The following is a 16537-nucleotide window of genomic DNA, read 5'->3' on the forward strand; positions in this document are numbered from 1 at the left end:
ATTAAAAAAGACTAGTAGAAGATATTAAATTCTTCCACTAGCCTTTATTGTTTGTTTCAATCTATTCGCTATTTCAATCATTTCCTTAGCATGTTTTATAGTTAATTCTGTTACAATCGCCCCACCGACCATTCTCGCGATTTCATTAACCTTTTCGTTATCATTAAGGTGATGAACAGTTGTTGTCGTTTTCTCATCACTTGTCTCCTTATTAATTACAAAATGTTTGTCTGCCATTGCAGCAATTTGAGGTAAGTGAGTAACACAAAGTATTTGATGAGTTTTTGAAATAAGGCACATTTTCTCAGCAACTGCTTGGGCAGTTCTTCCACTTATTCCCGTATCAATTTCGTCAAAAATTAGAGTTGGAATCTCATCTATATCTGCAATAACTGTTTTTATAGCTAGCATAATTCTTGAAATTTCTCCACCTGATGCAACTTTATTTAATTTTTTTAAAGATTCACCTGGATTGGCGCTAAAAAGAAACTGAACTTCATCTTTACCGTTTTGTGAAAATTTATCCATTTCATTAACACAAACAAAAAATTTAGCTCTTTCCATACCTAAATATCTTAATTCTTCTTCAATCCTTCTAGATAGATTTTCTGCTGCTTCTTTTCTTAATTTAGTCAACATATCAGCATAATGAGTTAACTTATTGAAGCATTCTTCACGTTCCTTCAATAGCTCGTCTATTATTTTTTCACTGTTTTCTATATTTTCATATTCATCTTTTATTTTTTCATAATATTCCATTATCTCTTCAATACTTTTTCCATATTTTCTTTTAAGCCTATTAATTAAGTCCAGCCTTTCTTCAATTAAGTTCAATTCATCTGGATTAAATTCGATTTTTTCTTTAAAGTCCCTTAATCTATCTATTATATCTTCAAGCCTATAATAAACATCCTCCAAATCCCTTTTTAAATTTTGGTAGGAATCATCAAATTTACTTATGTTATCTATTTGGGAAAGGCTAAAGGAAATTTCATCAAATGCAGAATAGCCTTCACTTTTTTGATAAAGACTTTCATAAGCATTTGCTAATGAAGAATAAATTTTCTCAGCATTTGAAAGTAAATTTCTTCTTTTAATAAGTTCTTCCTCTTCTCCAATTTTTAAATTAGCTCTTTCTATTTCATCAATTTGAAAAGACAAAATATCTAATTTTTGAAGCTTATATTGTTCATCTCTTTTTAACTCTTCTATTTTTTTGTCTATTTTATTAAATTTTTCATAATGTTCTACATATTTTATTTTAATAGAACTAAGTTCCTCACCAGAATAAAAAGAATCTAATATGTAAATATAATTTTCTTCATTTAAAAGGGACTGATGTTCATGCTGTCCATGGACATCGATTAAATATTGAGCTATTTGCTTTAAAAAGTTTACAGTTATCGTCCTACCATTTATCCTGGATATATTTTTTCCATTAATATTAATTTCCCTGGAAATTATTACATGTTCGTCAAAATCAATTCCGAAATTCCTCAATTCTTCTTGAAGTTTTTCATTATTACATAAAAATACGCCTTCTACATAAGCAAAATCCTTGCCTCTTCTTATTATATCTTTATTTTGTTTTTCTCCCAAAAGAAAATTAATACTATCTATTATAATTGATTTTCCAGCACCAGTTTCTCCTGTTAATATATTTAAATTGTTGGAAAATTCTAATTTTACCTCATCTATTAAGGCAAAGTTTTTTATATATAACTCAAGGAGCATTAATCTACCTCCTTATTTAAAATCCTTTTCATCCTCAGAGCAATCTCCTGAGCCTTTTCGTTAGTTCTTGCAAGAGCAAATATTGTATTGTCCCCCGCTATTGTCCCAACTATTCCATCAAATTTCAAAGAATCAATAGACTCTGCTGCGGCTGAAGCTGAACCTGATAATGTTTTAATCACTATCATATTTCCAACACAGTCTATATCTAAAACAGTTTGTGAAAAGATACTAACAAGTTTATCATAAAGTGCATTGTTTTGATACGAAAAGGGAGCATATTTATATTTGCCATCCTTTGTTTGCACCTTTATAAGCTTGAGTTCTTTAATGTCCCTTGAAACTGTAGCTTGAGTAACATCGAATCCCTCTTTTTTTAATTCATCAACAAGTTCCTCTTGAGTCTCAATATCTTTTTGGGTTATTATTTCAAGTATTTTTGAATGTCTGGTAATTTTCATAATAAAACCCCTTTCTTCCCTCAGCTGGAAAATTCCTTTAATTTTTTTTGCAAAACTTCAAAAAAACTTCTATTGTAAAGTTTTATAAACTCTGCGTTATAAGGAGCCTTTGTTATCAATACCCTATCCCCTCTTTCAAGTTCTAATCCTAATTGGCCATCGGCGGTTAGGCAAACACCTTCATTTGCACTTACAATATTTATTTCTAAAGTTTTATTGCTCCCTATTATTATTGACCTTGAATTTAAGCTATGTGGACATATAGGGGTAACAACAATAATATCAAGCTCAGGATAAACGATTGGTCCTCCTGCAGAAAGGGAATAGGCAGTTGAACCTGTAGGAGTAGAAACGATAAGGCCATCTCCCCTATATGTTTCCATTACCTTATCATCTATAAATGTGTCAAGTTCAATTATTCTTGATAATGTTCCTTTAGTAATACAGATATCGTTTAGACTATAAAGCTCCTTTATTAGTTGCTCTTCTCTGTAAATTTGTGCCTTTAACATCATTCTTCTTTCAATTTTAAAATCATAATTTAGAAGTTTTGAAAGAGCGTCAAACATAAACTCTTTTTCCACTTCCGTAATAAAGCCTAAATGTCCAAAGTTAATGCCCAATATTGGCTTTATAAAAGGAATTTGTCTTCTTGTAACATTTAATATGGTTCCATCTCCGCCTAAAACAACTAAATAATCCGAACTTTTAAAGATATCTTCTTCATTATATCCTAATCCTTCTAGGTTAAGCTCGCCTGCTATATCCCTTTCTAAAATAACATTACAATTTCTTTCTATTAACCAATTAACAAGCTTTCTTGTTACTGTTAAATTGAAATCCTTTGTTCTATTTACTAATACTGCTATGTTCATCATGTTCATCCCATCTTTTCATCTATTTTAATTCACTATGGGCTTCATTTACTATATTTATTATTAATGATTCTAAGTTTTCGATGCCGTTATCGATATTTTTAGAAAGGTAAAGAAGATATTCTATATTCCCCTCCGGACCTTTAATTGGTGAAAATTGCAATCCTTTTATCGTTAAATCGATCGATTTTGCAAAATCGATTATTTCTTTTATCACTTCCCTATGAACATCAGGATCCCTTACTACTCCCTTTTTCCCAACCTTTTCCCTTCCTGCTTCAAATTGAGGCTTTATCAATGCAACTATTTCGCCTTCATCTTTTAATAAACCTTTTACCACAGGTAGCACTAATTTGAGGGATATAAAGGATACATCTATTGATGCAAAGTCGGCAAATTCTCCTAAATCTTCAGGCTTTACAAATCTTATATTTGTTCTTTCCATAACTACAACCCTTGGGTCATTTCTTAAATCCCATGCCAATTGACCATACCCAACATCTATAGCAAAAACTTTTTTTGCACCTTTTTTGAGCATACAATCTGTAAATCCACCAGTTGAAGCTCCAATATCAATTGTAACTTTATCTTTTAGGTTAATGTTGAAACTTAATAAAGCCTTTTCTAATTTAAGTCCACCTCTACTAACATAAGGTATTGCGTTTCCTTTTATTTCAATTTCTGAATCAATATCCACCTTTTCCCCCGCTTTATCAACTCTAACTCCATCAACAAATACCAATCCTGCCATTATATTTTTTCTTGCCTTTTCCCTTGTATCGAAAAACCCCTTCTGAACTAATAATACATCAATTCTTTCCTTGCTCATAATCACCTTACCCTTTTCCTAAATTTCTTTTAAAATAGTGTTGTATAAGCCCTCAACATCCAAATTATACTTTTTGTAAAGTAAACTTATATTCCCATGTGTTACAAACTCATCAGGATAACCAATGTTTCTGATTTTACCTTTATAATTTTTCTTAGCTGCATATTCAAGAACTGCAGAACCAAACCCTCCACTTAAGTAATGATCTTCAATTGTAAAAATTATATTGTAATCTTTAAAAATCTCATCCAACAATCTATTGTCTAACGGTTTTATAAACCTTGCATTAATCAAAGTTGGAAAAATATTATGTTTATTTAGCTTTTCTATAACCAATTTAGCGTTTTGTGTTAATCTTCCTGTTGATATTATACATACATCCTTGCCTATAGTTAATTCTTCCCATCTTCCATAGTTTATCTCATCATACTTTTCAAATTGAACATTTAAATCTCCACCTCGTGGATATCGTATAGCAATTGGTCTATTAAAATCTATAGCCCATTTAATCATCATTTTAAACTCTTCTATATCCTTTGGAGATATTATGGTTAAATTTGGAATTACCCTTAAAAATGATATATCTAAAATTCCCTGATGAGTTTCTCCATCCTCTCCAACAACTCCTGACCTATCTATTGCTAAAACCACAGGTAAATTTTGAAGACATATGTCGTGAACCACTTGATCATATGCTCTTTGAAGAAAGGTTGAATAAACAGCAAAGATAGGTTTTAAGCCCTGCGTTGCAAGACCAGCAGCAAAGGTAGCAGCATGCTGTTCTGCTATTCCAACATCAAAAAATCTGTCCTTAAAATGTTCTGAAAAGGGTTTTAACCCTGTTCCATCAGGCATTGCTGCGGTTATAGCGACTATTCTTTGATCTTCCTTTGCAAGTTTAATTAACTCCTCTCCAAAAACCTCAGAATATGTAATTTTAGATTGAGTAAAATTGTTTCCAGTTGCAACCTCAAAGGGCCCTACTCCATGATAAACATCCGGTTGATCCTCTGCATAAATATATCCTTTTCCTTTTTTAGTAATAACATGAATTAATATTGGCCCCTTTAATTTTTTTGCTCTTTGGAAAACATCAAGTAAATTTTCAATATTATGCCCATCTATTGGTCCTAAATATGTAAATCCTAATTCTTCAAAAAGCATCCCAGGTATTACAAGTTGTTTAACTCCCTCTTTTATTTTTTCCATCGACTTATATATGTTATTACCCAAAGCAGGTATTTTTTTTACTAAAAGCTCTATATCATTTCTTATTGTTATATATTTTGGACTTGTTCTTATCTTACTTAAATACATAGCCAAACTTCCAACATTTTGTGAAATAGACATTTCATTGTCATTTAAAACCACAATAAGGTCGTTTTTTGATGCCCCTGCATCATTTAACGCCTCAAGGGCCATACCTCCAGTTAAAGCACCATCTCCAATAACTGCAATAACATTAAATTTTTCTCCCTTTAAATCCCTCGCCTTGGCAATTCCAAGGGCAGCAGATATAGATGTGCTGCTATGACCAGCACCAAAAACATCATATTCACTTTCTTTTCGAGTAGTAAAACCACTCAAACCGCCATACGTTCTTAATGTATCAAATCTATACTTACGTCCTGTTAAAATCTTATGGACATAACACTGATGACCAACATCCCAAACAATCTTATCCTTAGGTAGATCAAAAATCCTATGTAAAGCTATTGTAAGCTCAACAACCCCTAAATTTGATGCTAAATGTCCCCCTGTTTTAGAAACTTTATCTATTAAAAATTTTCTTATCTCATTAGATAGAATATTTAATTCCTTTAAAGATAAATTTTTTAAATCTTTAGGATAATTTACCTTTTCTAGCACCGCCATTATCCTTACCTCTTTTTCTTTTGATTTTTTTTCTTTTTAGTATTCCTTCTAAAAAATATCCAAAGTAAAAAACAATATTATTAGCTTGAGTAAAAGCAAAATTTTTCCCTATAGCCTTTCCGCCAATTGTCAGTGCTGCAATAATTGAACTTATTATTAATGCTATTAATGACTTATTTATATAAAAAACATAAACTGATAAATTAGCTGCTATAACAGCACCAGTTGCCCCACTTATAATACCTACTATATCACCAATAACATCATTACAAAAATTTGAAACTCTATCTGCATTTCTAATAAGATAAACTGCCCAACTTGCCCCCTTAACCTTCCTCGATGCTAAGGAATGAAATGGTTCTTCATCAGCAGCAGTAACTGCAACACCTATGATATCAAAAAAAACACCAATTGAAATTATAAAAAGTAATAGGACAATCGCACTCAAAATGCTTACATTTGGAACTAAAAATTCAGTTAATGAATTTATAACAAAAGCAATAATGAGAGTCCAAAAAATAATAACCAAAATCCATCTAATATTATTCTTATTATTAGTTTTTTTCTTATAAAGCTTTATTTTTTTATTTTTCCCCATGTCATCACCTTTATTTAATTTAGGTGGCAGCAGGATGAGTTAAGTTTGCGGCTTAGGTCTAGCAGGCTTTCCCATTTTCAGACCCAGGCGTCGCCGCCTAGGCGGTTTCCCTTTAACTGAAAATTCACACCGTTGCCGAATGTGAGGCTAGATTACCACTTAGTCCACACTGCAATCCCCATCCTGCCTCAAAACGAACAGTCTAGGAGCTTTCCTCGACGGCATTATCTATTCCTAGCCTCTTTTGCAAAAATGGTTTCCTATAGCGATAATCCATATTCTTAGGCCCTTATGAATATGGATCTGATCTATCCTCCACCATTCTTGCTCAAGGCAGGCTACGCTGCACGCAGCTTAACACCGCTTTGCAGGTTTAATCCCTTGCCGTAGGTTTCCCCACGCACAAGGGTCTCCGCGGGGGTAGGGTCGATTGCGCATGCCATTGCGGTCGCCCCATCCCCCTTACTCCCAGCACCAACCCACCACTGGGCGTAGCGAGCCAGCACAAGGAACTTCATCGATGTGCCCTTTAGCGGATTTTTAGCCCCGCCTTCAGAATAGACTAGCCGACTAGAATACTGCGCCACCTATTTATAGTATAATCCAATCATTAGCCCCAATATTGCTCCAGCTAAAACCTCAATCGGAGTATGTCCTATTAACTCCTTTAATTTTTCTTGTTTTAGTTTATTATGCATTAGATCATCGATAATTCTATTGAGAATTTCTGCTTGCTTACCTGCAGCCCTTCTAACACCTGCTGCATCATACATTACAACAAGTGCAAAACAAAATGCAATAGCAAACTCAACGCTATCATAACCTTTTAAAGAACCTATTCTTGTCGCTAAGGCAACAACAAAAGCAGAGTGGGAACTTGGCATTCCGCCTGATCCAACCATTCTTGATAAATCAATTTTCCTATGTTTTATAGAAGCAATGATTACTTTTAAAAGTTGAGCAACAAACCATCCTAAAACAGCTGTAAGCAGCACTTCATTTCTTAGAATTTGAAGCAAACCCACTTTTTCCACCTAACTTTCACGATTCAAAAGGTATTTTGTTAAGTCTTTTAGAAATCCTGTATTATCTATTTTATTAGCAAGTTCTACAGCTTTCAAACTAAATTCCTTAGCTAATTCCCGCGATTTTTCCAATCCATATAAAGTTACATAGGTAGGTTTATTATTTTTCGCATCTTTTCCAACACTTTTACCTAATTTCTTCTCATCTCCTATAACATCAAGAATATCATCAACTATTTGGAAGGCTACACCAAGGTTTTTACTATATTCCCTTGTTATTTCTAAATATTCGTATCTATTTGCTATTATTGCCCCTACATTACATGAGGCTTCTATAAGCTTTCCAGTTTTCCTTTCATGCATTGAAACCAATAAATTCTCGTCTATAATATTGCCAACGTTAGTAATATCTATAACTTGACCTCCAATCATTCCCGTAATGCCACTGGCTTTTGCTATCTCGAAGGCCGCATCTACAAATCTTTTGTCATTTTTTCTTTTAAGAACTTTTAGCAATGTCTCAAATGCATAATTTAAAAGACCATCACCAGCTAAAATCGCAATAGCATCTCCATAAACTTTATGATTCGTCAATTTACCCCTTCTATAGTCATCATTATCCATTGCCGGTAAATCATCATGAATTAACGAGTATGTATGAATCATCTCAATGCTACAAGCAACATCCAATACATCCTCCAAATTCCCCTCTAAAGCCTCACATACTGCAATGCATAAAATAGGCCTTATTCTTTTTCCTCCTGCAAACAAACTGTATTTCATTGCCTCTATAATAATTTGAGGAGCATCAACATATGAAAGAAGTTCTTCAAGCCTTTTATTTATAAGTTGTTGTTTATCTTTAAGTGCTTTTTTAAAGTCCATCTTATTCCTCCTCGAGTTTAAACTCCTCTTCTGTTACTTCACCATTTTGACCCTTCAATATAATATTGATCTGTCTTTCAGCTTCATCAAGTTTTTTATTGCAATAATCTGAAAGCTCAATTCCTTCTTTAAACAATTTTAGTGACTCATCTAAAGATAAACTATCGCTCTCTAATTTTTTTACAATATCCTCCAGCCTTTTTATCGCCTCTTCAAAGTTCAAATTAATCTGTTCCTTCATAAATTTACCTCCATCTTCTCTAGAACATCGCAATTTAATTTTCCATCATTAAGATGTAAAACTATTTTATCTCCTATTTCTACTTCATTAATACTCTTAACTATATTATCATCCTTTTGAACAAAGGCATAACCCCTAGTTAATATTTTTAATGGGCTCAAAGCGTCCAGCTTACCAACCAAAGCAGAAAAATCTCCTTTGCGTTTAAACAAAATATTTTTTCCTATATTACTAATTTGGGTCTTTTCCAAATCTAATTTTCTTTTTTGTTCGTCGATTTTTCTAGTTATAACATGAATAATTTTATTATGCAAATTATCAATATACTGGACATTTTGGACAATCCAATTATTGGGTGAATAGCTTAAAAGCTTTTGATTTAAAGTTTCAATAAACATTTGATATCCTTTAATCTTGTTTTTCAAAGACCTGTATAAAGCTTCTTGATAACTATCTATCTTAAATTTTAATTCATCAAATTTGGGAACTGCCATTTCTGCAGCATGGGATGGAGTTGATGCCCTTACATCAGCAACAAAATCTGCAATTGTATAATCAGTTTCATGTCCCACTGCTGAAATTACAGGAATCCTACTTTCAAATATTGCCCTTGCCACAATTTCCTCATTAAAAGCCCAAAGCTCCTCTATTGAGCCTCCACCTCTTCCTATTATTATAACATCTATGTCATCTCGCGTATTAAAATATCTTATCCCTTCAACTATGCTTTCAGCAGCTCCATCTCCTTGAACCTTTGCAGGGTAAAGAAGAATATTAATTCCACAAAAGCGTTTTGAGGATACATTAATAATATCTCTAATGACAGCACCTGTGCTAGATGTTACTACTCCAATCTTTCTTGGGAAAACTGGCAGTTTCTTCTTGTATTTTTCATCAAAAAGTCCTTCCTTTAGTAATTTTTCCTTCAATTGTTCAAATGCAAAATAAAGGCTTCCATACCCATCGGGTTCCAGCTTGCTACAATAAAGCTGGTACTGCCCATCCCTCTCATATACAGTCACAGAGCCATAGGCAATTATGTTCATCCCATCCTCTGGCATAAATTTTAGTCTAGAAACATATCCCTTAAACATAACGCATTTTATTTTTGCTTCATTATCTTTTAAAGTAAAATACATATGCCCTGAAGAATGTAATTTAAAATTTGATACTTCTCCCTTTACTATTACATCACTTAGCACTTCATCAAAATCAAACACTTCTTTTATATATCTTGTTAACTGACTTACACTGAAAATCAAATTATCCATATATTCCCGCTGCCTCCAGAACGTTTTCTATCAGCATTGTTGTAGTCATCGAACCTACGCCACCTGGAACAGGAGTTATCATCGAAGCTTTTTTTGCTACATTTTCAAAATCCACATCTCCTACAAGCTTTCCCTCTACCAAAGTTGTTCCGGCATCAATGACTACAGCACCTTCTTTAATCATATCTGCAGTTATCAATTTAGGTTTACCAACAGCACTAATAACAATATCTGATTCTATTAAAATATCCTTTAAATTTTTAGTCTTAGAATGGCAAATAGTTACTGTTGCATCATTGTGGAGCATCAAAGCAGCAACTGGCTTTCCAACGATATTGCTTCTTCCAACTACTGCAGCCCTTGCACCTTTTATTTCAATTTGCATTTCCTTTAAAATTCTTAGTATGCCTTTAGGAGTGCAGGGCATTAAACATCTTTCCCCTCTATAAAGTTTTCCTGCATTGATAGGGTTAAAACAATCAACATCCTTATTTACTGCTATTGCATTAGCTATTTTGTCTTCATCAATATGTTTTGGCAATGGAACTTGGACCAAAATCCCATGAACAGTTTCATCATCATTCAATTTTTTAATCAAATCGAGTAGTTCTTTTTCTGAGGTACTTTCAGGCAATTCATATGTAATGGATTTTAGTCCTGCCTCAATACAAACCTTTTCTTTATTTCTAACATAAGAAACAGATGCAGGATCTCCGCCGACTATAATAGTCGCTAAGCATAATTTTTGTCCATTCTTATCCTCATACTCTCTAATTTTAACCTTTAACTCTTCCCTTATGTTTTTAGCTATTGATTTACAATCTATTATTAAGGCTGCCATTATATTTCCCCCTTTAATATTTTATTTAATCCAATATATGCTACCCCAACTGCATTATCTGAAGCAAATCTTTTATTGGAAAAATAAATATTATTACCAAAGATCTTTTCTAACCTTCCTCTTAAAAATTCGCTTGAAGCAACACCTCCTAATAAAAGTATAGGCAATTTATATTCAATTATCAAATTGTTTATTAATTTTTCCAAAGTTTTAGCTACACAAGTCATAGCTGCATGTGCTATTTCTTCTTTTGATTTAGCTTCAGCTATATACTTTAACGCTAAGGTCTCTTGCCCCGAAAAATTAAAATCAAATCCATCTACCTTGGATGGTATTCTTAAAGGGCTATTTCTTACACCCATAGCTAATTGATCTAAATATTTTCCTGCTGGAAAATCAAATCCAAGTGCCACTCCTATCCTGTCTAAAAATTGACCTATACTTATATCCCTTGTTCCGCCAATCTTTTTTATTGTATAATCTATAAATCTATCAACCATCAAAACTTCAGAAGTTCCTCCTGAAATATGTAAAGCTATAAAACGTTTTAAATTGAGATTAGCTGTCCTTATTGCAGCTTCAATATGTCCCTCTTGATGGGTGGTAAAAAATAATGGAATTGAATTAGTAACAGATATCACCCTCCCAAAGGATTCTCCTGCCCTAAATACGGGCATATATGACCCCTCCACAGGTCTTGGTGCTATGCTTACACAAACAGCATCTAAATTGCTGCAACTTAAATCTTCAAATAACGTAGGCAAATTCATTACATGTTGAAAAAGGGCTTCAGATTGCCTTAAGCCCCTTTCACCCATCTTAACATTTAAAATTTTTCTTGAATCTAATTCTATTCCATTTTCACTAACGACTGCAATTGAAGTTGTATAATTGCTTGTATCAATTCCTAAAACTCTAACCATACAAGCCAATCTCCTCAACAACTTTAGCTAATACCCCATTAATAAATGCCGGTGACTGGTCAGTTCCATATATCTTTGCAAGTTCAACAGCCTCATTTATTGCAACCGGAGTAGGCACATCTTCTCTTTCCATTATTTCATATATAGCAAGTCTCATTATCGATAGATCCACCTTAGCTAATCTGTTAAGTTTCCACCCATGCGCATGCTTGTCAATCAATTCATCAATTTTAGCTAAATTTTTTTCTACTCCATAAACGCAATCCTTTATGTATTCAATATCTTCATTAGAGAATTTTAATTCATTGTTATCAAAAAAGTCCCTAATTATCTCATCTGCTGGATAATTTGTCAATTCCATCTGGTAAATTAACGTCATAGCTTTTTCCCTTGCATTTTTTCTTCCCATGATCATTCCTCCATATTATCTCCAGGTGTTTAATATATTTTGTATGTCATTTAGAAGATTTTCATTATTATCTATCTTCTTACCTATATAATAACCAAAAAATATGCAAATAACAATAAAAATAGTTTTAAAAAAGCCTATAACAAGGACAAGAATAGAAAATAATAAACCTAAAAGGGTTCCTATAAATTTACCCGTATGGTTTTTAAACAAATTGATTAAATATTCTTTCCACATAACTATCCCTCTATTCCATTCGAAGCTTCGTATTGCTTGCAATTTCATCTACAATTACCTTAACTTCAGCAACAGGGATCTCAGCAACAGACTCTAGGTAGGTTTTTGTAGCCGTTTGAACTTGTAATACTAAATTGGGAATGTTGTGATCCGGAAATACTATGGCTTTAATCATTACACTTAATTTATCTTTGTTGGGTTTTAGAAACACCTTAAAATCCTTTAATCCTTTTACGTCACTTAGTGATTTCGAAATTAATGCTTTTATAGCTTCATTTGATATAATAAGTTCTCCTTCAGAAGTATATCTTGAAACACCAAGCTTAAAATTTTCCCTCTTAAAAAGATTTAATAAAACAATTAAATTTATAACTAAAACTATAAAGGCGAAAATAGTCACATAAAAATTTTTATTAGCTTCCTTAACAAAGCTTACAATAAAATCATTAGATAAAATATTTAAAGGCATCAACCCTACGACAAAAACTAAAATAGAAGTTATTATTAAATAAAAAAACAGAAAAAATTTGTTTAAACTGTTCATTCGTAACACTCCCTATTCATAAATTAACCAAAATTAACCCTCTGCAAGCAGAGGGTTAATTTTGGTTATTTTTTTAACTTATCGTCATCCTTTACTTCTTTTTGAAAGTTTACGCCTTGAATATGGACATTTACTTGAGTTACATTAATTCCTGTCATTGTTTCAACAGAAAGCTTTACCTTCCTTTGAACTTCCTTTGCAAGTTCAGGAATAACCACTCCATATTCAACGATTAAATAAACATCTATTAAAACTTCATTTTCTCCTAATTGAACCTTTATGCCCTTACCTGGTGATTTAACACCTACCTTTTCAAGCATATCCCCAGTAAAGCCAGCAGTTAAATCTGAAACTCCTTGAACTTCACTTACAGCCATAGACGCTATAAGGGATATAACCTCAGGAGCTATTTTTACTTGCCCCATTTCATTCACATTTATTTCTGTTTCCATTAATTACACCTCCTGTCGTATCCATCCTTATCATTAGTTTATTACTATTAAATAAAAAAATCAAGTAAAAATTATTTCTGTCTTACAGTAATTCTTGATGGCGATATTCCTGTAGTTTTTACTATTATATCCTTTATTTGATTAGCCTCTTCACTTGTTAGTGGATTATCAGCTCTTACGCAAACCTCTACACCATTATCATCGATAAAACATAATGCATCTTCAAATCCCTTTTCTTTAATAAGAGTCTCAATCTTGCTCTCCTTAAGTGCTCTGTCGTTAAGCTGCATTAATTTAGTTGTGGCAGCTTCCTTTGCAGACTTTGTTGCCTCCTGGCTATTTATTATTTTTTCAAGCTCTTGTTTTACTACGCTTCTTTCCTGTTGCCTTGTGATCCTGCTTTCTGCAAAATAATTAGTAGCTTCTAATTTTTCAGCATTTTTACCTATTGTAGTTAAATAAGCCGAATCGTTAAATCGCTTAGCTGCCCATCCCGCCACTGCTATTAACATTATTAGCACAGCAATTATAGCAGTTTGTCTTTTTACATCAGACATAGTCCCCCTCCTAAAATATAATCTAATAAATTTATATGATATATATAATTTTTATATAATTAATTTTTCATAGGAAGAACAGATACTTTATTTGCTGGAATGTTTAAACCAGTTTTCACCGCATTTATGATTTGTTCCTTAATTAAAGGACTCTTAGCTCCCTCTGCTACTACAATAACACCTCCAATCCTTGGGCGAATTTCTTTTATAATAAAAGGTTTATTCGAAGTCCCCTCATTCATAAGAACAACATTTATATTTCTGCTATTTTCTGTAGTAATTCTTGTTCCTCCTTGGTTATCTTTTTCTTCTATTTTTCTTATGCTATTATTTTCATTGTAGGCTGGAACTGTGCTTGCACCCTCTTCAAAATAAATCATAGCATTAACTTTTCCTACACCATCTATTTGCATTAATATATCTATTAAATCCTTCTTTAACTTTTCCTCGTATGTAAGCTGTGGAGCATATGTTGAAACCTCAATAACAGACTTTTCCTCCTTTTTCTTTTTGTCTGCTAAATTGATACTTTTATAAACATTTGAGATAAGCATCATCAAAATACCTATCAAAATTACTATAATCATGTTTAAAATAAACTTCTTTGGATTTTTCATATTTTTATCTAAAAGGCCCTTTAAATCCATACCCATCCCTCACTTTATAACAGTTATTTCATCTTGACTTATTTTAAGATACTCAGATAAATATTTTTTTACCTTTATTGTCTCAGCATCTTCCTCATTTGTCCTTCCTATTACTACCTTTTCAACTGGTTTTATATTACTTTTGTAGCTTCTAATTAAAGTTAAGGAATATACCTTACCAAAGCTTAGTGAACTCATGTTTTCATCAATTTTTATATCTTTAACAACATATTCAAGGTTTAACCTATTTTTTATATCCTCTTCTATTCTCTTTGATAAATTATTTTTAAACTCCAAAATTAATTGCTTATTGTATTCATTCAAATTAGTATTATTGCCATCCTCTAAACTATATTTTTCATAATATGACGCGACGGTATTTTCAACATCAATATTTTTGCCTATAAATTGAAATATAGGCATAATTATTGTAATTAAGATTATAAAGCCTAAAACAAACCTAACATATTTTTTAAATTTATTTGTAGGCAAGACTATTTCTACTAAAGTAGCGAAAATATATATACTCAATATCATCTTAACCCAAGAACTTAAAAAACTCAGCATACCCATCACCCAACATTAACAATAACTTTGCCAGCAGAAGCTAAAATAGTTATCATTATAAAAAACATAACAGCAACGGATAAAACAGCGGCAAACACAATCGTTAAAGATTTACTAGCTGCATTTAAACCCTCTACAATTTTTTTGTCTACTATAGGTTCTAAAACTACACAAGTGAATTTATAAATTAAACTAATAACCATTATTTTTATAAGAGGAAAAACACAAATTCCAACAATCATAACTACACCGAATACGCTCAAAGCATCTTTTAAAATTAAAGAATAGCTTGCAACAGTTGCAACAGCATCCGAAAGAGCACCGCCAACAATTGGGACCAACTTATCAACAGCAAATTTAGTGCTTTTAAGAGCCACTTCATCAAAGGTATTAGCTGTTATTCCTCTAACTGTAATAATCGCTATAAAAACCGTCATTAAAAATCCTAATACTAAAGTATTTATTGTATTTATAAAATCCCCTAATTTCCCAATTTTTATATCATCGCTTAAATTATCTACTATATGGACAGCTACCACGATTATCGTAACTGGTAAAACAAAGTTTTTTATTATATCGCTGGAAAACTTTATGAAAAACATAATTATTGGATCTAAAGTTGTTGCTGTTGCTACGCTACCTGTTCCAATCAAAATACTAATCATCGACGGAATCAATGCATTCATAAATTCAACCATATCAGTTATAGCTTTAGCTGCAATTGAAATAGCATATGTAAAACTTTTAATTATAATAGTAGTTATTAAAAGAAATATTGCAAAATTAGCGATTTTAGCTATACTATTTTCATCAAAGGAATTTTGAAGGTTATGCATAAGAGCCGAAATAATTCCAATTACCAAAAGTTCAATCAACAATTTATAATTAATCAAGATTTCTTTAATCGAAAATCCAATAATATTCTTAGTAAAATCCTTAAAAGTTAACTTCAACGATCCAGAACTTTTATAATCATCTAGAATCTTTTTTAAACTTAATTCTGGGAAATATTCATACGTTTGTTGTAACGATTTCGATACTTTTTCTAAAGAAGAAAAATCAGTATAAGTTGGATCTTTATTCATAGAAAATACATATATGTTAATAAAAAACAAAAACAAAAATATTAATGCTGATGTTTTTAACATTATTTTCATATTTACCACATCCTATGGTAGAATTTTAATTATTAAGTCGATTACCGCAAGCATTATAGGCAAGGATAAAATCAATATCAATATTTTCCCAGCAAATTCAATTTTACCCGCAATAGAACTTTGACCTGAATCTTTACAAATTTCAATCCCAAAGGAAGCCAAATATGCTATTCCAATTATTTTAAAGACAATGCTTAAATATGTGTAGTCTATATTAGCCTTTACAGCAATTTGTTGAATGGCTTGTATTACTATAGTAAGTTTAGAAATCATCATAAAAAATATTATTAAACCTGTAACTATACTCAAGTGAACTGCATACTCAGGCCTGTCTTCTTTGATAAATAATATTAATACTGAAGCTATAAAAGCAATTGAAATAACCTTTATTATTTCCATGAAATCACCT

The 16537-nt window shown here is 31.9% G+C and carries 21 protein-coding genes; all 21 read right to left on the reverse strand.

Annotation, left to right across the window (positions count from 1 at the left end):
* Positions 1-24 precede the first annotated feature (24 nt).
* Positions 25-1734 carry a DNA repair protein RecN gene (gene recN, locus Q3V94_RS05405; protein WP_008909822.1) on the reverse strand — a complete coding sequence of 570 codons (1710 nt, stop codon included), beginning with the start codon at positions 1732-1734 and terminating at the stop codon, positions 25-27.
* Positions 1734-2195 carry an arginine repressor gene (locus tag Q3V94_RS05410; protein WP_008909823.1) on the reverse strand — a complete coding sequence of 154 codons (462 nt, stop codon included), beginning with the start codon at positions 2193-2195 and terminating at the stop codon, positions 1734-1736. Before Q3V94_RS05410 ends, recN begins: the two co-directional genes overlap by 1 nt.
* Positions 2196-2215: 20 nt before the next feature.
* Complete coding sequence (locus Q3V94_RS05415) at positions 2216-3070, reverse strand: NAD(+)/NADH kinase (RefSeq protein ID WP_303525794.1); 855 nt, start codon at positions 3068-3070, stop codon at positions 2216-2218.
* A gap of 22 nt (positions 3071-3092) precedes the next feature.
* A complete protein-coding gene (locus tag Q3V94_RS05420) occupies positions 3093-3899 on the reverse strand; it encodes a TlyA family RNA methyltransferase (RefSeq protein ID WP_303525795.1) in 807 nt (268 codons plus the stop codon).
* Positions 3900-3917: 18 nt separating this feature from the next.
* A complete protein-coding gene (gene dxs, locus Q3V94_RS05425; protein WP_303525796.1) occupies positions 3918-5774 on the reverse strand; it encodes a 1-deoxy-D-xylulose-5-phosphate synthase in 1857 nt (618 codons plus the stop codon).
* A complete protein-coding gene (locus Q3V94_RS05430) occupies positions 5743-6372 on the reverse strand; it encodes a hypothetical protein (RefSeq protein ID WP_303525799.1) in 630 nt (209 codons plus the stop codon). The genes dxs and Q3V94_RS05430 overlap by 32 nt, the downstream gene beginning before the upstream one ends.
* A gap of 587 nt (positions 6373-6959) precedes the next feature.
* A complete protein-coding gene (locus tag Q3V94_RS05435; RefSeq protein ID WP_303525960.1) occupies positions 6960-7397 on the reverse strand; it encodes a divergent PAP2 family protein in 438 nt (145 codons plus the stop codon).
* A 9-nt stretch (positions 7398-7406) separates the two neighbouring features.
* Complete coding sequence (locus Q3V94_RS05440) at positions 7407-8282, reverse strand: polyprenyl synthetase family protein (protein ID WP_303525800.1); 876 nt, start codon at positions 8280-8282, stop codon at positions 7407-7409.
* 1 nt (position 8283) lies between these two features.
* On the reverse strand, positions 8284-8523 hold the full coding sequence (gene xseB, locus Q3V94_RS05445; protein ID WP_008909829.1) for an exodeoxyribonuclease VII small subunit: 240 nt from the start codon (positions 8521-8523) through the stop codon (positions 8284-8286).
* On the reverse strand, positions 8520-9794 hold the full coding sequence (xseA, locus tag Q3V94_RS05450) for an exodeoxyribonuclease VII large subunit (protein WP_303525805.1): 1275 nt from the start codon (positions 9792-9794) through the stop codon (positions 8520-8522). The genes xseB and xseA overlap by 4 nt, the downstream gene beginning before the upstream one ends.
* A complete protein-coding gene (locus Q3V94_RS05455) occupies positions 9787-10635 on the reverse strand; it encodes a bifunctional 5,10-methylenetetrahydrofolate dehydrogenase/5,10-methenyltetrahydrofolate cyclohydrolase (protein WP_303525806.1) in 849 nt (282 codons plus the stop codon). Before Q3V94_RS05455 ends, xseA begins: the two co-directional genes overlap by 8 nt.
* Positions 10635-11558 (reverse strand): hypothetical protein, encoded by a 924-nt coding sequence (locus Q3V94_RS05460; protein ID WP_008909832.1) that lies wholly within the window; start codon positions 11556-11558, stop codon positions 10635-10637. Before Q3V94_RS05460 ends, Q3V94_RS05455 begins: the two co-directional genes overlap by 1 nt.
* Positions 11551-11967: a transcription antitermination factor NusB gene (nusB, locus tag Q3V94_RS05465; RefSeq protein WP_008909833.1), complete on the reverse strand. Its 417-nt coding sequence runs from the start codon at positions 11965-11967 to the stop codon at positions 11551-11553. Before nusB ends, Q3V94_RS05460 begins: the two co-directional genes overlap by 8 nt.
* Positions 11968-11982: 15 nt before the next feature.
* A complete protein-coding gene (locus Q3V94_RS05470; RefSeq protein WP_008909834.1) occupies positions 11983-12204 on the reverse strand; it encodes a DUF2273 domain-containing protein in 222 nt (73 codons plus the stop codon).
* 10 nt (positions 12205-12214) lie between these two features.
* Positions 12215-12748, reverse strand: coding sequence for an alkaline shock response membrane anchor protein AmaP (gene amaP, locus Q3V94_RS05475; RefSeq protein ID WP_008909835.1), 534 nt, complete (start codon positions 12746-12748; stop codon positions 12215-12217).
* A 65-nt stretch (positions 12749-12813) separates the two neighbouring features.
* Positions 12814-13200 carry an Asp23/Gls24 family envelope stress response protein gene (locus Q3V94_RS05480; protein ID WP_008909836.1) on the reverse strand — a complete coding sequence of 129 codons (387 nt, stop codon included), beginning with the start codon at positions 13198-13200 and terminating at the stop codon, positions 12814-12816.
* A gap of 71 nt (positions 13201-13271) precedes the next feature.
* Complete coding sequence (locus tag Q3V94_RS05485) at positions 13272-13757, reverse strand: SpoIIIAH-like family protein (RefSeq protein WP_008909837.1); 486 nt, start codon at positions 13755-13757, stop codon at positions 13272-13274.
* 59 nt (positions 13758-13816) lie between these two features.
* A complete protein-coding gene (spoIIIAG, locus tag Q3V94_RS05490) occupies positions 13817-14404 on the reverse strand; it encodes a stage III sporulation protein AG (RefSeq protein WP_274767961.1) in 588 nt (195 codons plus the stop codon).
* Positions 14405-14413: 9 nt separating this feature from the next.
* The gene (gene spoIIIAF, locus Q3V94_RS05495; protein ID WP_303525817.1) at positions 14414-14971 is read right to left on the reverse strand and encodes a stage III sporulation protein AF; all 558 of its coding nucleotides are present in this window, start codon (positions 14969-14971) and stop codon (positions 14414-14416) included.
* Positions 14972-14976: 5 nt separating this feature from the next.
* On the reverse strand, positions 14977-16128 hold the full coding sequence (spoIIIAE, locus tag Q3V94_RS05500; RefSeq protein WP_303525820.1) for a stage III sporulation protein AE: 1152 nt from the start codon (positions 16126-16128) through the stop codon (positions 14977-14979).
* Between the two features lie 12 nt (positions 16129-16140).
* Positions 16141-16527 carry a stage III sporulation protein AD gene (gene spoIIIAD, locus Q3V94_RS05505; protein WP_008909841.1) on the reverse strand — a complete coding sequence of 129 codons (387 nt, stop codon included), beginning with the start codon at positions 16525-16527 and terminating at the stop codon, positions 16141-16143.
* Positions 16528-16537: the final 10 nt, after the last annotated feature.

The organism is Caloramator sp. CAR-1, from assembly GCF_030546345.1.
GTDB lineage: Bacteria > Bacillota > Clostridia > Clostridiales > Caloramatoraceae > Caloramator > Caloramator australicus.